General features: G+C 30.5%; 21 protein-coding genes, 1 tRNA gene and 2 riboswitches. Of the genes, 6 read left to right on the top strand and 16 right to left on the bottom strand.

What is annotated here, in order from left to right; all coding sequences use genetic code 11:
- Window positions 1–26: 26 nt before the first annotated feature.
- The 8 genes from cobM to B3086_RS13875 form a co-directional block, all read right to left on the bottom strand.
- Window positions 27–779: a precorrin-4 C(11)-methyltransferase gene (cobM, locus tag B3086_RS13910; RefSeq protein ID WP_346893651.1), complete on the bottom strand. Its 753-nt coding sequence runs from the start codon at window positions 777–779 to the stop codon at window positions 27–29.
- A gap of 11 nt (window positions 780–790) precedes the next feature.
- Window positions 791–1,456 (bottom strand): cobalt-factor II C(20)-methyltransferase, encoded by a 666-nt coding sequence (locus tag B3086_RS13905; protein ID WP_346847034.1) that lies wholly within the window; start codon window positions 1,454–1,456, stop codon window positions 791–793.
- Between the two features lie 104 nt (window positions 1,457–1,560).
- Window positions 1,561–2,124 (bottom strand): precorrin-6Y C5,15-methyltransferase (decarboxylating) subunit CbiT, encoded by a 564-nt coding sequence (cbiT, locus tag B3086_RS13900; RefSeq protein WP_346847033.1) that lies wholly within the window; start codon window positions 2,122–2,124, stop codon window positions 1,561–1,563.
- On the bottom strand, window positions 2,125–2,730 hold the full coding sequence (gene cbiE / locus B3086_RS13895; protein ID WP_346847032.1) for a precorrin-6y C5,15-methyltransferase (decarboxylating) subunit CbiE: 606 nt from the start codon (window positions 2,728–2,730) through the stop codon (window positions 2,125–2,127). It abuts the gene before it with no gap.
- A 10-nt stretch (window positions 2,731–2,740) separates the two neighbouring features.
- Window positions 2,741–3,820 (bottom strand): cobalt-precorrin-5B (C(1))-methyltransferase CbiD, encoded by a 1,080-nt coding sequence (gene cbiD, locus B3086_RS13890; protein ID WP_346893649.1) that lies wholly within the window; start codon window positions 3,818–3,820, stop codon window positions 2,741–2,743.
- 16 nt (window positions 3,821–3,836) lie between these two features.
- Window positions 3,837–4,463 carry a precorrin-8X methylmutase gene (locus tag B3086_RS13885; protein ID WP_035129691.1) on the bottom strand — a complete coding sequence of 209 codons (627 nt, stop codon included), beginning with the start codon at window positions 4,461–4,463 and terminating at the stop codon, window positions 3,837–3,839.
- 58 nt (window positions 4,464–4,521) lie between these two features.
- Window positions 4,522–5,838 carry a cobyrinate a,c-diamide synthase gene (locus tag B3086_RS13880; protein ID WP_346847030.1) on the bottom strand — a complete coding sequence of 439 codons (1,317 nt, stop codon included), beginning with the start codon at window positions 5,836–5,838 and terminating at the stop codon, window positions 4,522–4,524.
- Window positions 5,839–5,849: 11 nt separating this feature from the next.
- Window positions 5,850–6,680 (bottom strand): sirohydrochlorin cobaltochelatase, encoded by an 831-nt coding sequence (locus B3086_RS13875; RefSeq protein ID WP_346847029.1) that lies wholly within the window; start codon window positions 6,678–6,680, stop codon window positions 5,850–5,852.
- Window positions 6,681–6,824: 144 nt separating this feature from the next.
- A riboswitch (cobalamin riboswitch) is annotated at window positions 6,825–7,005 on the bottom strand.
- A gap of 204 nt (window positions 7,006–7,209) precedes the next feature.
- Here B3086_RS13875 and B3086_RS13870 point away from each other — a divergent pair.
- Window positions 7,210–7,476: a GIY-YIG nuclease family protein gene (locus B3086_RS13870; RefSeq protein WP_346847028.1), complete on the top strand. Its 267-nt coding sequence runs from the start codon at window positions 7,210–7,212 to the stop codon at window positions 7,474–7,476.
- A gap of 254 nt (window positions 7,477–7,730) precedes the next feature.
- A complete protein-coding gene (locus tag B3086_RS13865; protein ID WP_346893647.1) occupies window positions 7,731–8,108 on the top strand; it encodes a hypothetical protein in 378 nt (125 codons plus the stop codon).
- Between the two features lie 97 nt (window positions 8,109–8,205).
- Here B3086_RS13865 and B3086_RS13860 read toward each other — a convergent pair whose 3' ends face one another.
- The 6 genes from B3086_RS13860 to B3086_RS13835 all read right to left on the bottom strand — a co-directional run bounded on the left by B3086_RS13860 (window position 8,206) and on the right by B3086_RS13835 (window position 12,757).
- Window positions 8,206–9,357: an MGDG synthase family glycosyltransferase gene (locus B3086_RS13860; RefSeq protein WP_346878049.1), complete on the bottom strand. Its 1,152-nt coding sequence runs from the start codon at window positions 9,355–9,357 to the stop codon at window positions 8,206–8,208.
- 221 nt (window positions 9,358–9,578) lie between these two features.
- On the bottom strand, window positions 9,579–10,109 hold the full coding sequence (locus B3086_RS13855) for a hypothetical protein (protein WP_035129701.1): 531 nt from the start codon (window positions 10,107–10,109) through the stop codon (window positions 9,579–9,581).
- Window positions 10,110–10,164: 55 nt separating this feature from the next.
- Entirely contained in the window at window positions 10,165–10,836 is a 672-nt protein-coding gene (locus B3086_RS13850) for a hydrolase (RefSeq protein ID WP_346847025.1), read from the bottom strand.
- 290 nt (window positions 10,837–11,126) lie between these two features.
- Window positions 11,127–11,202: transfer RNA gene (locus B3086_RS13845), tRNA-Trp, on the bottom strand.
- A gap of 83 nt (window positions 11,203–11,285) precedes the next feature.
- Window positions 11,286–11,846 carry a DUF3867 domain-containing protein gene (locus B3086_RS13840; RefSeq protein ID WP_346847427.1) on the bottom strand — a complete coding sequence of 187 codons (561 nt, stop codon included), beginning with the start codon at window positions 11,844–11,846 and terminating at the stop codon, window positions 11,286–11,288.
- 290 nt (window positions 11,847–12,136) lie between these two features.
- Entirely contained in the window at window positions 12,137–12,757 is a 621-nt protein-coding gene (locus tag B3086_RS13835; RefSeq protein WP_035129736.1) for a CBS domain-containing protein, read from the bottom strand.
- Between the two features lie 270 nt (window positions 12,758–13,027).
- Here B3086_RS13835 and B3086_RS13830 point away from each other — a divergent pair, with 270 nt between their 5' ends.
- The 4 genes from B3086_RS13830 to rimI all read left to right on the top strand — a co-directional run bounded on the left by B3086_RS13830 (window position 13,028) and on the right by rimI (window position 15,977).
- Window positions 13,028–14,281: an HD-GYP domain-containing protein gene (locus B3086_RS13830; protein ID WP_346847024.1), complete on the top strand. Its 1,254-nt coding sequence runs from the start codon at window positions 13,028–13,030 to the stop codon at window positions 14,279–14,281.
- Window positions 14,282–14,375: 94 nt separating this feature from the next.
- Window positions 14,376–14,834 (top strand): tRNA (adenosine(37)-N6)-threonylcarbamoyltransferase complex ATPase subunit type 1 TsaE, encoded by a 459-nt coding sequence (gene tsaE / locus B3086_RS13825; protein WP_346879765.1) that lies wholly within the window; start codon window positions 14,376–14,378, stop codon window positions 14,832–14,834.
- Window positions 14,831–15,538 carry a tRNA (adenosine(37)-N6)-threonylcarbamoyltransferase complex dimerization subunit type 1 TsaB gene (gene tsaB, locus B3086_RS13820; RefSeq protein ID WP_346847022.1) on the top strand — a complete coding sequence of 236 codons (708 nt, stop codon included), beginning with the start codon at window positions 14,831–14,833 and terminating at the stop codon, window positions 15,536–15,538. Before tsaE ends, tsaB begins: the two co-directional genes overlap by 4 nt.
- Complete coding sequence (gene rimI, locus B3086_RS13815; RefSeq protein ID WP_346847021.1) at window positions 15,531–15,977, top strand: ribosomal protein S18-alanine N-acetyltransferase; 447 nt, start codon at window positions 15,531–15,533, stop codon at window positions 15,975–15,977. The genes tsaB and rimI overlap by 8 nt, the downstream gene beginning before the upstream one ends.
- Before the next feature lie 136 nt (window positions 15,978–16,113).
- On the opposite strand, the gene B3086_RS13810 is transcribed toward rimI, so the two are convergent.
- Complete coding sequence (locus B3086_RS13810; protein ID WP_035129749.1) at window positions 16,114–16,743, bottom strand: ECF transporter S component; 630 nt, start codon at window positions 16,741–16,743, stop codon at window positions 16,114–16,116.
- Window positions 16,744–17,055: 312 nt separating this feature from the next.
- A riboswitch (FMN riboswitch) is annotated at window positions 17,056–17,169 on the bottom strand.
- 147 nt (window positions 17,170–17,316) lie between these two features.
- Window positions 17,317–19,491, bottom strand: a complete 2,175-nt coding sequence (locus tag B3086_RS13805) for a Tex family protein (protein WP_346847020.1) — start codon at window positions 19,489–19,491, stop codon at window positions 17,317–17,319.
- Between the last annotated feature and the right edge of the window lie 37 nt (window positions 19,492–19,528).

The following is a 19,528-nucleotide window of genomic DNA, read 5'->3' as shown; positions in this document are numbered from 1 at the left end:
CTTTCTAGAATTGTACATTCTAAGAATTATTTTTGTCCTTCTCTAAACATATGAGTAAAGGATTTATCATATAGAAGACTCTTATCATAATCGCAATTTATAAAGTCCCCTACTAATATTTGAGCACATTTAGTGATTCCTGCTTCTTTAACCTTTTCTGCTATATCATCTAAAGTTCCAATTATAGCTCTTTCATCTTCCCAAGTAGCTCTTTCAATTACAGCTATATTAACATTCCTTCCATAACCTTTTCTTAGCTTTGCAACTACCTTATCTATCATGCTAATAGAAAGGAATATAGCCATAGATGCACCAATTGATGCAAGTTTTTCTAAGCTTTCAGTTTCTGGTACTGGAGTTCTTCCCTCAACTCTAGTTAATATTACAGTTTGAGTTACTGATGGAAGTGTAAATTCCTTTTTTATTACAGATGCTGCTGCTGTAAATGAACTAACTCCTGGAATTACCTTGTACTGAATATTTAATTTATCTAGTTCATCCATTTGTTCTTTGATAGCTCCATAGATAGCTGGATCACCTGTATGAAGTCTTACTACCATTTTATTTTCTTTTTCAGCCTTATCCATAACTTCTATAACTTGTTCTAAAGTCATAGATGCTGAATTATGTATTTCACATCCAGCCTTACAATAATTCATATGCTCCTTGCTTACAAGAGAGCCTGCATATATAACTACATCTGCTTTTGTCAGTGTATCTCTTCCCTTTACTGTGATTAACTCTGCATCTCCTGGACCTGCTCCTATAAAATAAACCATTCTTCTTCCTCCTAATCTCTATTTGCTATTATAAGTGACATGTATTCTTTATTATCTAAAATATCTTCTCTCTTATGTAAAATCTCTTGCCCTTCTCTTCCAGCTTTTTTTATATATACATAGTTAAAGCCTTTTTCATCAAGAACGTCTAATACTTCTTCTTCTCTTTTATAGACCTTCATTATAACTACATACTTTTCATCCTTTATATCCGAAACTCTGCTAGCTGGGGTAATAAGTAATGGTTCATCACCTATAACTAATGGTTTTTGCGCAAGACTAGCACTAGCACAGAAGGAAGTTATTCCTGGAATTGTTTCAACTTCAAAGCCATGCTCTTCTATATACTTTAGTAAATATATATATGTACTATAAACAAAAGGATCTCCTAAAGTTAAGAAGGCTACATTCTTTCCTTCCTTAAGCTTCTCTTCTATAGCTTTAAAGGCTTCATAGATTTTTTCTTCTTGGTCTTCTCCACCCATTGGAAATTGCTTTATCATAATTTCTTTATCCTCTGATATAAAGTCCTCTGCAATGCCTAAAGCTATACTTTTCCCACCTTTCATAGCACTTGGTGAAACAATTACTTCACACATTTCTATAGTTTTAACCGCCTTTAAGGTTAATAGCTCTTTATCTCCTGGTCCTACTCCAACTCCATATAACTTTGCCATCTATTTCACTCCTCTATTTCTACTATAAAACAATATTTTCAATTCTTAACTATTTTCTATTGCTGTATTTCCTTGTACTACAAACCTACTACATTACAATATTTCTAATTCTTATAAGCCTCTACAATAAAAATTGGATTATATCCAAATAACATATAACTTTGGCCTCTTGTTTTACTTACGCCAACTTGAGTACAGCTAATTTTCATGTTTAATTCTTTTAAAGTACTCATTGCTTTATATACATTATCAATGGTTATAAAATTTAAAACCATTACTCCATCATCTTCAAGAAGGTTATGGCATTTCTCAATTATTTTTTCAAGATTTCCACCACTACCTCCAATAAAGATACTATTAAACTTTTCCTTAATAGAGTCTAAAGCTTCTAAAGCTTCACCTTCTATAATCTCTAAATTATCACAATTAAACTTATCTTTATTTTTATAGATTACCTCTAAGGCTTCTTCATCTCTCTCTATTGCAACAACACTACCAGAAGTGCAAATCTTACTTCCTTGAATTGATATGGAACCAGTTCCAGCTCCTACATCTAGAAGTTTAGAATTTTCCTCTAAATTAAGTTTTGCTACACTTAGAATTCTAACTTCTTCCTTTGTCATAGGACAGTTTCCTCTTATAAACTCTTCATCTTTTATATATTTCATTTAAACTTCCTCCACTACAAAGACACTTAATGAAGAAAATTCCTTCTCCATTATCTCTTCTGGTGTACCTACTGTTATTTTCTCATCTTCATAGGATAAATTTTCTCCTACCCATATATTACAACTTATATTTTCTATAAACAGTTTATTTGCTAAAACCTTAGGTGAATTTTTACTATCTGTTAAGAATATACACATGCTATTTTCTTTAACAACAGTTAAAAAATCTTCTTCTCTTCCATGGACACTGCCTAAAAATTTTCCATTCCAACTCTTCCCTATCTTGCTCATTAGATATTGAAAAGAGCTAAGTCCTGGTATTATCTCTATAGGCTCCTCTTTTATATTTCTCTTTATATAATCAGTAACTCCATAAAAACATGGGTCTCCCGATGCAATTATAGATATTTTCTTGCTCTTATTATCTTCTACTATCTTCAAAATATCTGATAAAGACTTAACTGCCACTCTTTCAGTATTTATAAAATTTACACTTTCCAAAGCTCTAGAAAATCCTACTAACATATCACTATTTTCTAAAGTTTCAACAGCCTTAGGAAGTATATACTCCTTACTTCCTGGACCAAGTCCTACTACATAAATCATCTTTCCACCTCTATAATGTTGTAGCTAATATCTTAGGATTAGTTGCACCCCAATACATAACTACATCACATTTAAGTTCACCATAGCTATAAAGCTCCATTCTTTTCTTCACTTTATCTACAATAGTTTTATATATCTCACTATATTCACCCTTTAAAGCTTTTATAGCACCCTCTGTAGTCTTTTCATTATATATACTTCTAACTAAGTCATGTGGAGCTCCTGCTAATGCTAATTCTAATGCTATTACTTCTAGTCTTACATCACATACTCTACTGTGAGTGTTAAAGCTACCAGCAGATATCTTACATATCTTACCTATATGACCTATTATAATTATCTCTTTAACTCCACAGCTAACACAACATTCTATAGCAAATCCAACAAAGTTTGATATTATAGCCACTTGATCTATAGAATATCCCATAGATTCTGCAACCTTTTCTCCCATGTTTCCAAAGGCTAATATAAGAACCTTATTTTTTAAAGCCTTTTGAGTTATCTCAATTTTTATTGATTCTTTAATTGATTCTTCAGACATAGGATAAACAATTCCTGTAGTTCCTAATATGGATATTCCTCCTACTATATTAAGTCTAGGATTAAAGGTTTTCTTTGCTACTTCTTCTCCCCTTGGTACAAATATAGTAATAGTAACTCCTTCATCCTCTGAAAGCACACTACTTACCTCTTGCTCTATCATAAGTCTAGGTACTGGATTAATAGCAGCTTCACCCTTTTCAATATAGAGGCCTTCACCATTAACTACTCCTACACCTTTTCCACCTTTTAAAATATATCTTTCTTCACCCTTTTCAGCTCTCGCCCATATAGGTAATCCGTGGGTAGCATCTATGTCATCTCCACCATCTTTTATAATGGAACATTCCACATAGTCATCACCAAAAACAACTTCATCTATTACTAAGTTTAAAATTATTCCCTTTGGTGTATTAATCTCTATCTCTTTAATTTTTTTACCAGTAAAAAGCATGTAAGTAGCTGCCTTAGCAGCAGCTGCTGCACAGGACCCTGTAGTATAACCACATCTTAACTTTTTACCATTACTGTTAACATATAAGTCTAACATTCTAATACCTTCTTTATTATCTCTCTACTAACATATACATAAGAGCATTGACTATAGCTGCTGCTACTGCACTTCCGCCCTTTCTTCCTCTAACTGTCATCATATCTATATCTTTTAATTTTTCTATTTCTTCTTTTGATTCAGCTGCTCCTACGAATCCTATTGGAGCTCCTATAATAAATTTACAATTAGACTTTCCTGATTCAATAAACTCTTTAAGTTTGAATAAAGCCGTTGGAGCATTTCCAAATACAAAGAACTCTACTCCATCTCCTACTGCCTTTTCTACTGCAGCCATAGAACGAGTTATGCCTCTTTCCTTTGCAATCTCTGCAACTTCTGGTTCTGATACATAACATACAACCCTGCAATTTAACTTTTCTAAGGCTCTTTTATTTATTCCTGAAAGTGCCATATTAGTATCTGTATATATAGTTGTTCCCTTTTTTAGAATCTCTAGGGCTGTATCTATAGCATCATCTGTCATATAAACTAAATCCTTATATTCAAAATCTGCTGTAGTATGAATAACTCTCTTAATTATAGAAAGCTCTCTATCATCGAAATTATGAGGTCCCATTTCTTCTCCTATAATTTCAAAACTTCTCTTTTCTATGTCCATTGGTATTTTTATATAATCCATTTCTCCTCCTACTTAAGGAAATAACTTTCCTTAATAAATCTCTATTTTAAAATTACATCTACTTAATTAAGCTATTAAAAAAATCAATATTAGAAAAGAAATGTATATGTCCATAAGCTGCTAAAACATTATTTTTTACATACCCACACTTCCACTTCTTTGTGGTTCCATCGTAGGCTTTCTTTTCTAATTCATATATTTCTTCTTCTTTTAAATCTACCAGTGATTTATGGAATTCATGACAATTAATCATCATATCCTTTGGCACTATAGAATTTTTCTCTGATATCTTTATAGTTGCGTATCCAAAATTATTAAGTTTTCCAGTCATATAAGATGTTCCATTAAAGAAACCTACTGTTTCAACTCCATCTATGCTCTCTGTAAGATACATGAGTCCACCACATTCTGCATAGCATTTTACTCCACTGTTTAAGGCTTTTCTAACACTATTTAACATAGATTTATTAGAAGATAACTCTTCCTTGAATACTTCTGGGTATCCTCCACCTATATATATAAAATCTACATCCTTTGGCACTTCTCTATCTTTTAGGGGGCTAAAATATTGAACTGTTCCAACCTCTTCCAAAAGCTCTATATTCTCTTTATAATAAAAACTAAAGGCTTTATCATAGGCTACTGCAATCTTTATATCTTTGTTTTCAGCGTGGAAATCTTCACTGTTAGTAGATTGAATATCTGAAGCTTTAAATTCTTCTATAAGGCTATCTACATCTACATACTCTTCCATAAGGCTACTGCATAACTCTATCTTCTTTGATAAATCTTCAACCTCGCTACTCTGCACAAGGCCTAAATGCCTACTTTTTAAAGCTAACCTCTCATCCTTAGGTATGTATCCGAAAACTCTAATCCCGCTGCAATTTACTTCAATAGCTTTTTTCAAAAGTTTATAGTAACTTTCACTAATATTATTAAGTATTATCCCTACTATGTTCACATTTTCATAATTTCGAAGTCCTTCTATTTCAGCACATAAAGTTGCTGATTGAGCTTTAGGAGATAATACTAATACCACAGGCAAATCTAAAGTTCTAGATACATGAGCTGTAGAAAAATTAGTATCTATACCTTTTCCATCATAAAGTCCCATAACTCCTTCAATGATTCCTAGATCACCCTGACCTCTTAGATAACTCTCCTTAACCCCTGGTTCTCCCATTAGAAATAAATCTAAGTTTCTTGTAGCTACTCCTGTTATTTCTCTATGAAAGGCTGGATCTATATAGTCAGGTCCAACTTTATATCCTTGAACCTTATATCCTCTATCTATAAGAGTTTTCATAAGTGCTAATGTAACAGTGGTCTTTCCACCGCCACTACTATTTGAAGAAACTATTATACTTTTCATAATTTACTCCTTTATGGTGTTTTCTTCGTATCTCCCAAATGAAGATATTTATTATCTATTACATCTTGTACATGATTCACATATATATGTCTAAACTTCTCAATCTCACCCAAACCATGAAGATATATGTCTACTTTAATTCCAGCTTCTTCTAAAATAGTCTTCCATGAATCTTCTTCATCAGAAGCCATATCATTAGTTGCATGGTCTCCAGCTACTAGCATAAGTGGTGCTAACTTAACGTGATCAATACCTTCTCTTTTAAGAATTTCTACTATCATATCTACGGTAGGATATCCTTCTACTGTTCCAACGTATACATTATTATAATTTAAGTAAGTAAATACGCTTTGAAGTGCTACAAAGGCTGAGTTAGCTGGATGATTACTTCCATGTCCCATAAATACCATGGTCTTATCTTTTGGTATAATTTCTTTTATAGCATCTATAAACACCTCATAATCATTAGGTGTTTCTTCCCCTCCTTGAAAGTGAAGGGCTGGTCTACCTACTTTTATTGATTTAAATTTATTACTCTCTCTAAACTTATCAACTACTAACCTAACATATTGGAACTCTTCACCTGGTATTATATGAAGCGGCTGAACTATAACTTCTTCATAGCCTTCTTTATATAGTTGCTCTAAAGCTTCCTCCGGAGTAGGTACAATTATTCCATCTCTATTTTTTATTTTCTTAATTATCATATGGGCTGTAAAAGCTCTCATAACATGATACTCTTTAAATCTTTCTCTTATTTCATCCTCAATTTTTTCTATAGTTAATTTTAATGTATCCTTATAAGTAGTTCCAAAACTTACTACTAATATAGCCTTTTTCATTTTAGTTCCTCCAAATTTAATAAATTAGTGCAAAATAAAACCTCTACCCAAAAGGTAGAGGTTAAAATTCAATTTAACTCATAACAGAATTATAATTTGTAATAAATATACAAACTAAACTATTAACTCCCTTCCCTCCGAAGTGTCATATCTATGCTTTAGGCAGGTCTCCTGACTCACGTATCATCCTCCATCTCACCTTCCCAGAAATACACTCCAGTGGTTTTTCTATGAGATTTCGTCTTCGTACACAGTAGCGGGGGCTGTAGTGGACTTTAACCACTTTCCCTATTAAACATAATGTACCTAAAACTATACTTTATTCAATTTAAATCAACATATTATTTACTATTTCTCTTTAATCCAATTTAATTATACCCTATGATTTAATTTAATTCAATATGAATATACTAGTATTTATAAAATAGTATAATATATTCATGCTAAAATAATGATATACTATTTAAATAGTATTATACAACAGTAATAATTATTCTAATTTTTAATATATTTTATATGAGGTAAAGATATGTTTTTTGTTTATATATTAAGATGTAATGACAATACTTTATATACAGGATGGACAACTGATTTAAACAAAAGGCTTAAATGCCATAATAGTGGTAAAGGAGCTAAGTACACCAGATGCAGATTACCTGTAGAAATTGTTCACTATGAAAATTTACCTGACAAATCTTCAGCTTTAAAAAGAGAATGTGAAATAAAAAAACTTTCTAGAGCAGAAAAACTTATTCTTATAGAAAACATCATAAATAGCACGGAGGGAAATCAATGAAAAATACAAAGTCTTCTTTTGCTTTATTTTTCAAATGGATATTTAGATCAATTTTATTAATACTATTTGTTTATTACTCATTTGTAAAAACTGATAATAATTCAAATTACATCAGCAACATTCTATTAATTCTTATCACGTCCTTTATACCAGATATAATTTTATATATATTTAAAGTTAAATTATCTAGTTTATCTGACTTTTTATTGCAGTTTTTTATATTTTTAGCTCTACTCTTAGGTAGGATGTATAATATGTACTCAATACTACCTTGGTGGGATATATTTCTTCATTTTGCTTCAGGGGCTCTTTTAGGGTTTTTATCTTTAATAATTTTAAAACCTCTTATAGGTGAAAATAATATCAAAACCCTTCCACCATTATTCATAGGGATGTATATATTACTCTTTACTATTTCTGGAGCTGCACTGTGGGAGTTCTGGGAATTTGCAGGAGATCAACTATTGGGGTTTGATTCTCAACTTAATAGTCTTACGGATACTATGACAGATATGATAAGTGGTTCTTTAAGTGGTGTTATATTATCTATAATGGGATTTTTACACATTAAAAATGGTTCATTTAAGTTTTTAGATAAATTTATTAATGCCATTAAAAAATCTCATAAATAAACCTAAAGACTCGTATTATAAAGTCAAATTCTAAATATTCCCATCATAAGATTAAAAGACCAAGGTCTTAAAAACCTTGGTCTTAATTATTTAAGTTTTATGCAATTTCTGAATTACATTCAGCTTCATTTTCTTTCATTAATCTTCTTATAAGTTCTAGTAACTCATTTGTTGAATTTGATTTATCAAAAGTCATACAGTTTTCTTTAATCTCTCTTAATTTGTTTTTGTCCTTAATCAAAGCCTCTATAGCTTCAGTACAATTATCACCTCTGCCTATAGATATGGACATGCCATGATCTAATAGAAACTTTGCATTTGCTTCTTCTTGTCCAGGTATTGCATCAAAGGTAATTAAAGGAAGATTTGCTGCTAATGCTTCTGATACTGTAAGCCCTCCAGGTTTAGTAATTAAGACGTCTGCTAAGTTCATATATCTATGAACTTCATTGGTAAACTTAATAAGCTTTGTCTGTTTTTTACTAAACTTAATCTGTTCCTTAATTTTATTATATAGTCTTTTATTATTACCCGTTAGAATCACAATTTGAAAATCCATAGGAATATTATTTATATTCTTATAGATTTTTTCTATATTATATACTCCGAAGCTTCCAGCCATGACTAACACGGTCATTTTACTTTCGCTTAATCCCAGCTCATCTAACAGTATTTTTTTATCATCTTCATCTTGATGAAAAAAACCATCATATACAGGGATTCCATAAGGATGAACTTTTTCTGGAGGAACTCCTCTATCTATCATACCTTCTACCATGTCTTCACATGCTACACAATATTCATCTACATTAGGTTTTATCCATGTTTTATGTGGTGCATAATCAGTCATTATACATATTGATGGCACCTTTATACTTCTATTTCCCTTTAATATAGAAATCATTTCTGTAGGAAAGGGATGAGTAGTTATGATTACATCTGGAGCAAATCCTTCTATTAAGGGTATTAATTTTTTCGAAAATAAATAAATTAACTTTGTTACTAAACATGTTAAAACCCCAGACTTGTCCGTTAAACTATATATATTTTTATATAAGGAATTTAAATACTTTGCCAGTACTATATATCCCTTAGTTACGATTTTATTTATAAATGGATTAACATACTCTAAGGTATCCACTACTTTTACTTTAGCACCTAACTCATTTTCTAAAATATATGATTCTAAAGCCTTTGATGCTTTTAAATGTCCTCCACCAGTAGATGCAGATAAAATAAGAATATTCATATTTACAATCCTCTCTCTATTTACTTCACATGGTCTTATGTAGTAAATTTAACTATTCTATTTTACCACACCTATTATGCTTTAGTCCAATTAATTAAATCTAACATAATCCATTTAAAATCATAAACATTTCATATACTTTTATTATCAAATACAAATTTGATAATACATTCATGGTAAGACTGTCTTAGAATAAAATATATTCACTATAAATATTTATATTACTTATACTTCTCTATAGATAGTTCTAACACTACAGATAAAATGTTCTTTTCTATTGTATTTAAAACTTCTATCAACGTATCTACACAGGTTTCTACTTTTTCAGAAGTAGTACCGTAGTTTTCTCTATCTTTTAATTCTACTACTATAATTTGTGATAACTTAAGTACATTTTGTGCATATTCATTTATCTTTTTGTCATTAATATAACCATTTACAAATTTATAATTATTTATAATCTCTTCAAATTCTATTATAAATTCGTCTCTATAATAGCTTTCTACGTTTATCCAATTAGGTATTGTGTTATTTTTAATTTTATCTCCAAAGACTTTAATTTTTTTATTTAGTTCAAATAGCTCCTTATAACTTTTTATTTTATCGTTATTAATATCTATAGCACGTTCTTTCTTAGATTTTTTTCTCTCTTCCATAATTAGTTTTCTCATAATTAATAGAGATATACCTCCACCAAATGCTGCAGATATTAATGGAACTATTATTCCTAACATCCAAGTTGCCTTGTCCATAAATAAATCACCTCAAATATAATATTCGTTGCAAATATTACATTTCTGAATGAAATTAGTCTTCATATCTTTTTCTATGTTTAATCATTATTTCATTTAATATATCACTAGTACTTTGTGGTGTATATGTTATAGCATTAGCCCCAGCAATTATAGTTTCACGTATGCTCTCATCTGTAGGACCTCCTGTTGCTATAATAGGTACATCTGGGTACTTACTTCTTATATGTCTAACAATATTCGCAGTTTCTTTAGCTCCTGATACATTAAGTATAGTTGTTCCTGCTGCTATTCTTCCATCTATATCATCTTTTTCTGAAACAACGGTAACTAATATTGGTAAATCTATAGTTTCTCTCATCCCTGCAATAACATCATTGCCTATAGATGAATTAACTACAACCCCCATAGCTCCCTTAAATTCAGCATCCAATGCTAGATTTATTACCCTTTTACCTGTAGTAATAGATCCACCTACCCCACAAAATACTGGGATATCTGATGCTAGTAATAGTGCTTCAGTTATTCTGGGTTGAGGCGTAAATGGATATACTGCAATAACAGCATCTGCATTAGTATTTCTTATAACTGCTACATCAGTTGAAAACACTAAAGATTTAATTCTTTTCCCAAATATAACAATTCCAGTAGCGTCCCTAATAACCTTAGGTAACTCAATCATATGACTTCTTAGTAAACCTTTAAATTCTGGCACACGTTTTTCCATAAAATTTCTCCCTTCACCATATAAAGCTATGTCCTTTCTAAAAACATAGCTTAAATCACGCCTCACATAGATAACTTTAACTTACATATATAAACTTAAAATGTGATTAATAACTTATTTTATTTTCTTAACTTACAGATTATATCACAGGTTTATTACTTCCTCAATAAATTTATTTAATTATTTTTATGGAATTATACGGTACATTTTTACTCTCTTTATCTATGTAAAAATAAGATAAAAGAAAACAATAAAAAAACCTAGCGATTACTAAAATCACTAGGTTTCTATGGCAGGGGCACGAGGACTTGAACCCGGAACCAACGGTTTTGGAGACCGCTACTCTACCAATTGAGCTATACCCCTTCGTTACTCGTTTATTATATTATATAATAAACATAAATGCAAGAGGTTTTATATAAATTATTCAACATATTCTTAAGTCAATACTAGTATAAATAAGTGGAAGTATTCTCACATATTGAAATATTTAGCATCTTATTATTCATTACCTTTTTATAGGAACATAAAAATTCATTTAACTCATTATCAGTTAAATCTATTTTCCCAAAACTTTTTAATATAACATTCTCATCTTGAAGCATTATCTCTAAATCATTCTTGTCATTCTTAATGCTATATGAAGTTACACTTTTTACTTTAAGCTTCCCTTTATACTTTTCTTGAAACCCAACCATTTTTCTTGCATCTTCATACTCAATACCTAATCCACTTAGAGGATTTTCTACACCCATAGACTTCATTTGGCTTTCTACATCTTCAGTAGAAATTCCATACCTCTCCATGACCTTATTCTGGATATTCATAAATTTCTCTTGAGATATATTATTTTCCTTCATATACTTAAATATTTCTCTGCTCATTTCCGCCATAGATAGCTTCCCTTGAGCCATTGAATAATACATAGAATATATGTAATCCTCAAATTTGTCTACATCTTTATCTGTAGCCTTATTTTTCAGTTCATTAAAATCTATTACATCACTAATTTTAACCAGCTCCTTGAATACAATATTTCTTCTATCACATTATTTATTTTATCCCATTAATTTGTATTTTAGTATCTTATTATTTATTAAATCTAATTTATAATCACTTTTATTCCCCATAATCATAGAATATGGGAAATAAATTTAAGAAATATGTTTGTAAATTAGTATATTATAAAAGTATTCAAATTACTACTGTATTAATTATGTATTTAAAATATATTAATCTTTTCTTAATATATAGTTATGTACTGTTGAGTATGTAGTTCACCTACATACTCAACGATATGCTACTGTATCTTGAATCCAGCTTCTTTCACCTTCTCAAGAATTTCATCCATATTGTCTGTGCTTAATCTTATTACTATCTCTTTAACTTCTGTTATGCTCTTAGGATCAACAACTACAAAGCTTATAATTTGCCCTTTGTTTTCAGTAATTATTTTTGATAGTTTAGATATTTGTCCAGGTATGTCATAAGCAATTACAGCTAATCGTTTACCTTTATTTAATCCAAACAATTCTGTAAATTGATGAAAAATACCGTGATGTGTTACTATTCCTTGCATTTCTCCATTTTTATTTATTACTGGTACAAAGGAAACACTTTTAGTTTCTAGGAAATGTGCAGCCTCTTCAATTTCATTAAAAGGAGTTATTGATGGTACATCAGTTCTCATTACATTTTCAACTAGAAAATCTGATAGTAAACACTGTCTCTCTATAGATTTTTCATAGTAGTATGTGTATATTTGCTCTTTTGAAATTACTCCACAGAATTTATCTCCTTCTACTACTGGTATGGATAAAAACTTATTTTCTTCCATTACCTTAAGAGCTTCTCCTATGGTTACCTTTGGTGTTACAGTTATTAACTTTTCTCTAGATAACATCAAATTATTTACAAACATAATTTATCCTCCTCTACTTATTTGTTATTCTATATTATACCTTATTTTAGTATACTATGTTAGTATTTTAATATATTTCATTATTAATATATTAAATATATTTTGATTATTGCATCAATTATTACTATTTTACGTATCCAAAATATAATACGTAAAATATATAGATTTGTTTACTTAAATATAAATTTACTTTTACAATATTTAGTACCATTCCACTGCCAAATATGCTAAAATTTTTATATAGATAAATGGTATGCTTTGGAGGACAAAATGAATATTAGTATAAAGAATATAGTTTCTGCTCTATCATTATCCTTGGATCTTACAGACAATGATTGGGGTAAATTTGAGGATGTTATAAACCCAACACATGCTAAAGATATTTCAAATAAGCAATTTTCTAATCATTCTAGATGCACCTCATATATAGCCTTAGAAATTGCTCAAACTATGAAACTAGATGAAAATTCTTACTACAATTTATATATTGCTTGTATGATTCATGATATTGGAACTCAAAATATATTTGATGAGTCTCACACCTCAAAATGGTATATAAAAAAGCATTGCATTGCTGGCTCTGAAATGATTCAACGTATTCCATCCTTAATACAAGTATATGATATAATACGTTATCATCATGAAAATTATGATGGTAGTGGATGCTTAAAATTAAAAAGTTCACTAATTCCTATAGAAGCTCAAATTCTCAGAATAGCTGATTTAATTGAAATCCAGGTAGATTATTCTAAACCTTACCACATCCAAAAGGATATTCTTATTGATTGGGTAAAACTACACAATGAAACTTTATTTTCACCACAGGTTGTAAAAGCTTTTCTCATGGTAGCTGACAAAGAAGAGTTTTGGTTAAACCTTATAAATTTACCTAATATGAATTTCATACTTGATAATATAATACCGGAGAAAGATATTTTTATCTCTCTATCGGAATTTGAAGCAATTGCTGATGTATTTGCAAGCATTATTGATAATAAGAGTTCTTTTACTGCAGAACATTCTAAAGAAATTGCTACTTTAGCTTATAATGTTTCTAAGCATTTAGGCTACACTGAAGAAAAGTGTCTTAAAATGAAAATTGCAGGATTACTTCACGATATTGGAAAATTAGCTATTCCCATCAGTATATTGGACAAAGATGGTCCTTTAACAGAAGAAGAATATTCTATTATCAAATCTCATACCTACTATACTAAATTAATTCTAGATAAAATAGACCACATATCTGATATTAGTTTATGGGCTTCTAGTCATCATGAAAAATTAAATGGTAAAGGCTATCCACGAAGACTTAAGGCTGAGGACCTTAGTGAAGAATGCCGCATTATTGGAGTATGTGATATATATCAATCTTTAACTGCTGATAGGCCCTATAGAAAAGGTATGTATATGTACGAAGCATTTAATATATTAGATGATATGGTAAATAGGAACTTAATTTGTGGTAATGCAGTAAGACATTTTAAAAATACTTTAGTATCTCGGGTAGAAAAGAAACCTTAATTTAATTATTATACAGTTATTTAATGAAAAGTAATTTTACTATTTGCTTTTCATTTTTTTTCTTTTAGGCTAAAATATTAATGAGGTGAATCATATGGAATTTATAGTTAGTAATGTTGATGAATTAGATTCCCTAGGTATACAGCTAGGAAAAATGTGTAAAGAAAATGATGTTTTATGCCTTATAGGTGATCTTGGTACTGGTAAGACTCATCTTACCAAAGGAATTGCAAAAGGTCTTGGCATAGATGAATGTATAACTAGTCCTACCTTTACAATTGTTAATGAATATGAAGGTAGATTAAAATTGTATCATTTTGATGTGTATAGAGTAAATGATCCCGATGAGATTGCTGCCATCGGCTTTGATGAATATATATTTGGAAATGGAGTTAGCGTCATTGAATGGGCTAACTATATCGAAGATTTAATACCAGAAGAAAGTTTAACTATAAACATAGCTAAACTTCCAGACTTAGGTGAAACCTATAGAAAGATTACTCTTTCCTATACTAATGATAGATATAATTATATAAAGGAGTTGAAGCTATGAAGATTTTATCCTTAGATTCTGCAACTGAATGTGCAACTGTGGCTATTATTGATAGCGATAAGATATTAGGGGAAACTATTATAAATTATAAAAAGCAACACTCTGTAATTATGATGCCTATGATAGATAACCTTTTAAAAAATTGTGGTTTATCCATATCAGATATAGAAGGCTTTGTAGTTTCTAGCGGCCCTGGTTCTTTTACTGGTCTTAGAATCGGTATGTCCACTATAAAAGGTCTTGTGCAAGCAACTAATAAACCCTTTGTGTCTATAAATTCTTTAGATGGACTTGCAAATAATCTCTTTAATATCCAAGGTATTATTTGTCCTATAATTGATGCGTTGAGGGGTAATGTATATACTAATTTCTATAAATTTGAAAATAATAATTTAGTAGTCTTAGGTGAGCCTGAATTATTATCAATGGAAGATGTAATAAATAAATGCTCAGGATTTAATGAGCCTATTACTTTTATAGGTGATGGTACATCAAAATTTAAGGATGCCATATTAACTTCTCTACCTAATGCTTCCATAGCACCTAGTCATATCAATGTGACAAAGGCATCTTCTATAGGCTACTTAGGCTATCTTAGATTAATAAACAATGAAGGTGATAATGTACTTAGTAGTTCACCTGTATATCTTAGACTTTGCCAAGCCGAGCGTGAATATGAAGAAAAGGTAAAAAATCATGACTGATGTAACCGTTGAAAGAATGAGTTCCCTTAATATATTAGGAGTTAAAGAAATTTCAGACCTAAGCTTCTCAAGCCCTTGGTCTCTCCTATCTATGGAAAAAGAACTAATTAATAAAAACGCTGTCTATATAGTTGTAAAGTTAGGTAATAAAGTTGTAGCCTTCGGTGGAATGTGGGTTGTCTTTGATGAAGGTCATATAACCAATATAGCAGTTCATCCCGACTATAGAAGAAATAATTTTGGAGATGTGGTAGTAGAAAACCTCATTACAATTGCTAAGGATATAAATATTGTTTCTATGACTCTAGAGGTTAGAGCCTCTAATATAGCTGCAATAAATCTTTATAAAAAACACCATTTTTCTGTAGAAGGTATAAGGAAAAACTATTATCAACATCCAAAAGAAGATGGATACATTATGTGGAACCACAACATATAGGTGGTATATATTAAAATTTTAAAGACGATAAAAGAATTTTTCTTTTATCGTCTTTTTGTAAATTATCTTTATATATTTTAATTTTAACTTCAACTTATTTTTTAAATTGTTAAAGATATGATTTAGTACATTTTTATTAGGCACCCTTTTTCATAGCTTGTTCAGCTAAAACATTCTCTCTATTTAGTAGTGGTGATATTCTCTTATAAGATACGAAGGTTATAAGAGATACTATGGCCCCTTTTATAATATTAAAAGGAGTTATTCCTAGAACAATTATTCCTGTTAAGCTAGAAATATTAGAGTTTCCTGCTGCTGATGCTCCTATAACATTAGCCATGCCACCCATTATTGTAGCATATAATGGAATTAGTATAAAGTAATTAAATACTGCTCCTACTATAGTCATTATTATAGTTCCTAAAATTAATCCTATAATTGCACTCTTTTTAGTTTTATTTTTATGATAAACATATGATGCTACAAACACAAAAGACCCACCAATTAAAAAGTTAGCAAATTCTCCAACTCCACCGGTGTAAGTGCCATGAAAAACTAGATTTAATATTACTTTTCCACCTTCTATAATTACTCCTGCCACTGGTCCCAATGCAAATCCACCTATAAGTGCTGGTAAATCACTAAGATCAAGTTTTAAAAATGGTGGAAATCCTGGTATTGGAAATTCAAATAACATTAATATAAATGCTATTGCTACTAATAAAGAGATTTTTACTAACCTGTTTACATTTTTAGATGTGTTCATTATTAATACCCCCTAAGTTTACTGCATACTTCATAGGGTGAATTTATCCGATGACTATCCACTCTAATATTCTCATCTTCTTCGAAGTGGGTATTAAGAGTGTCTACGTCTCTGGATAACGATTCCTAACCTTCAAAGAAGCTAAGAATTCTGTTTATAGTACCCTAATGCCTTCAGATTTGTTATTTCTCTAATGACTGTCTCATTAATACTGTTCATTAGAACTTGATTGTTAAATATAATACTTATAACAAATCTAAAAAAGCCCTGATTAAAAATCAGGGCTAAAACAAGCATCACTAAAATACTATATACCTACTTCTTTCATCCAGACTATACTGTCGGCTTCGGAGTTTCACCGAATCAGCCTTTCGGCTCGCGGGCTTTACCGCCGGTGGGGAATTACGCCCCGCCCTGAAGTGCATTATTAACTTTTATTACACTTTAATCTTACCATTAAAATCATTACACTTCAATATATTTTTTAAAATTCATAGATAAAATAGATATTTTTTTAACGATATTTTTAAACTTATATCTTACTTTTTAAGTGTTATTCCACATAAACAGAGTTTATTTTAACTCTACATCTTTTTTCATTGATAAAGATATCCTATTTCTCTTCTCATCAATATCTATTACTGTAACCTCTACTACATCTCCTAGCTTAACCACATCTAGTGGATGCTTAACAAATCTATCACTTAATTGACTTTTATGAACAAGACCATCTTGGTGTACTCCAATATCTACAAAGGCACCAAAATCCGATACATTTCTAACGGTTCCTAATAATTTCATTCCTTTTTTAAGCTGAGATAATTCCATAACCCCAGTTTTAAATATTGGTTTTGGCATTTCTTCTCTAGGATCTCTTCCTGGTTTTTTAAGTTCTTTTATGATATCTAAAAGAGTTGGTTCTCCTATACCTACTTCTTTAGCTAAATTAAATACTCCTACCTCTTTAACCTTTTCATCTATACCCTCTATATTTTTACTACTTAAATCTTTACCATCATATCCTAGGATAGTCATAAGTTTTTTGCAAGCCTCATAGCTTTCCGGATGGACAGATGTACCGTCTAAAGGTTCCTTGCTACTATCAACTCTCAAGAATCCTGCACATTGCTCATAGGCCTTAGCTCCTAACCTCTTTACCTTTAAAAGCTCTTTTCTTGATTTAAACTTGCCTGTTTCATCCCTATAGGCAACTATATTCTGAGCTATACCAGAATTTATTCCAGAAATATAAGATAAAAGTGCTGGTGTTGCTGTATTTAAATCTACTCCTACATTGTTAACACAATCTTCAACTATATTTTTTAGAGATTCATCTAATCTTTTTACAGTAACATCATGCTGATATTGACCTACTCCTATAGATTTAGGATCTATCTTTACTAACTCAGCAAGAGGATCTTGAAGCCTTCTTCCTATGGATATAGCTCCTCTTACCGTAACATCTAAATTTGGATATTCTTTTGTTGCAAGCTCTGATGCAGAATAAACTGAGGCCCCTGCTTCAGATACTATTACATAATATATATCTTTACCTGTTTCTTTCTTTATCTGTGCTATAACTTCCCCTAATATCTCTTCTGACTCTCTACAGGCAGTACCATTTCCAAGAGAAACTACATCTACATTGTGTTTTATCATCATCTTCTTTAATATTTCTTTAGCCTCTTTAACCTTAGCTTCACTTGCAGCTGTAGCATGAACTGTAACATACTCTAAAAACTTACCTGTATCATCAAGAATTGCTACTTTACATCCAGTTCTAAAACCTGGATCAAAGCCCATTACAGTTTTTCCCTTTATAGGTGGAGACATAAGAAGCGCCTTAAGGTTTTCTTTAAATATTTTTATAGCCCCATCTTCTCCTTTTTCTGTAAGCATATTACGTACTTCTCTTTCAATAGATGGATATATTAATCTCTTTATAGAGTCATCAATACTGGTATTAATACACTCATTGCACTTCATATTATCAGTGACCATAAATTTGCTTATATAGCTTTTTATTTTTTCTACATCACAGGTAATCTTGACTGAAAGAACTTTTTCATTTTCTCCTCTATTTATAGCAAGAATTCTATGAGAAGGTATGAATTTTACCTTTTCACTATACTCATAATACATTTCATATTGAGTTCTCTCTTCACTGCTTCCTTTAGTTTCTATAACTCCATTGTTTACCACATAATCTCTTATCCACTTTCTAAACTTAGCATTATCACTAATCTTTTCACTGATAATATCCATAGCTCCTTGTAATGCTTCATCTATAGAAGTTACGCCTTTATCTTCATCTATAAACTCTGCAGCATACTCCTCAGGAGATTTTTCTCCCCCTCCAGATAAGATATACTCACTTAATGGCACTAATCCCTTCTCTGTAGCTATTATAGCTCTTGTTCTCTTTTTAGGCTTAAATGGTCTATAAATATCTTCTACTTCTGTTAAAGTTTCAGCTTTATCTAAAGAAATTTTAATTTCATCTGTTAGTTTTTCTTGCTCATCAATTAATCTAATAACATCTTCCTTTCTATTTTGAAGATTTCTTAGATATGTAAGTCTTTCTGAAAATTTTCTTAAGATTACATCATCAAGACCACCGGTTTTTTCTTTTCTATATCTGGCTATAAAAGGCACTGTATTACCCTCATCTAATAATTCTATTACATCCTCCACTTGAGACTTGCTCATAGGAAACTCTTTAATTAACTTCTCGTTTATAATTGACATCTTTACTCCTCCTGATTGTTCTAAGCATAGTATTCTT

The organism is Clostridium sp. UBA871 (assembly GCF_002295255.1).
GTDB classification, from domain to species: Bacteria; Bacillota; Clostridia; order Clostridiales; family Clostridiaceae; genus Clostridium_J; species Clostridium_J sulfidigenes.
The sequence above is the reverse complement of the archived record's forward strand: the minus strand, read 5'-3'. Positions and strand labels throughout refer to the sequence as shown.

Coding starts and splice junctions, on each gene's coding strand:
- cobM (WP_346893651.1), bottom strand. CDS start 779: ATGGTTTATTTTATAGGAGCAGGTCCAGGAGATGCAGAGTTAATCACA.
- B3086_RS13905 (WP_346847034.1), bottom strand. CDS start 1,456: ATGGCAAAGTTATATGGAGTTGGAGTAGGACCAGGAGATAAAGAGCTA.
- cbiT (WP_346847033.1), bottom strand. CDS start 2,124: ATGAAATATATAAAAGATGAAGAGTTTATAAGAGGAAACTGTCCTATG.
- cbiE (WP_346847032.1), bottom strand. CDS start 2,730: ATGATTTATGTAGTAGGACTTGGTCCAGGAAGTAAGGAGTATATACTT.
- cbiD (WP_346893649.1), bottom strand. CDS start 3,820: ATGTTAGACTTATATGTTAACAGTAATGGTAAAAAGTTAAGATGTGGT.
- B3086_RS13885 (WP_035129691.1), bottom strand. CDS start 4,463: ATGGATTATATAAAAATACCAATGGACATAGAAAAGAGAAGTTTTGAA.
- B3086_RS13880 (WP_346847030.1), bottom strand. CDS start 5,838: ATGAAAAGTATAATAGTTTCTTCAAATAGTAGTGGCGGTGGAAAGACC.
- B3086_RS13875 (WP_346847029.1), bottom strand. CDS start 6,680: ATGAAAAAGGCTATATTAGTAGTAAGTTTTGGAACTACTTATAAGGAT.
- B3086_RS13870 (WP_346847028.1), top strand. CDS start 7,210: ATGTTTTTTGTTTATATATTAAGATGTAATGACAATACTTTATATACA.
- B3086_RS13865 (WP_346893647.1), top strand. CDS start 7,731: ATGTACTCAATACTACCTTGGTGGGATATATTTCTTCATTTTGCTTCA.
- B3086_RS13860 (WP_346878049.1), bottom strand. CDS start 9,357: ATGAATATTCTTATTTTATCTGCATCTACTGGTGGAGGACATTTAAAA.
- B3086_RS13855 (WP_035129701.1), bottom strand. CDS start 10,109: ATGGACAAGGCAACTTGGATGTTAGGAATAATAGTTCCATTAATATCT.
- B3086_RS13850 (WP_346847025.1), bottom strand. CDS start 10,836: ATGGAAAAACGTGTGCCAGAATTTAAAGGTTTACTAAGAAGTCATATG.
- B3086_RS13835 (WP_035129736.1), bottom strand. CDS start 12,757: ATGTTTGTAAATAATTTGATGTTATCTAGAGAAAAGTTAATAACTGTA.
- B3086_RS13830 (WP_346847024.1), top strand. CDS start 13,028: ATGAATATTAGTATAAAGAATATAGTTTCTGCTCTATCATTATCCTTG.
- tsaE (WP_346879765.1), top strand. CDS start 14,376: ATGGAATTTATAGTTAGTAATGTTGATGAATTAGATTCCCTAGGTATA.
- tsaB (WP_346847022.1), top strand. CDS start 14,831: ATGAAGATTTTATCCTTAGATTCTGCAACTGAATGTGCAACTGTGGCT.
- rimI (WP_346847021.1), top strand. CDS start 15,531: ATGACTGATGTAACCGTTGAAAGAATGAGTTCCCTTAATATATTAGGA.
- B3086_RS13810 (WP_035129749.1), bottom strand. CDS start 16,743: ATGAACACATCTAAAAATGTAAACAGGTTAGTAAAAATCTCTTTATTA.
- B3086_RS13805 (WP_346847020.1), bottom strand. CDS start 19,491: ATGTCAATTATAAACGAGAAGTTAATTAAAGAGTTTCCTATGAGCAAG.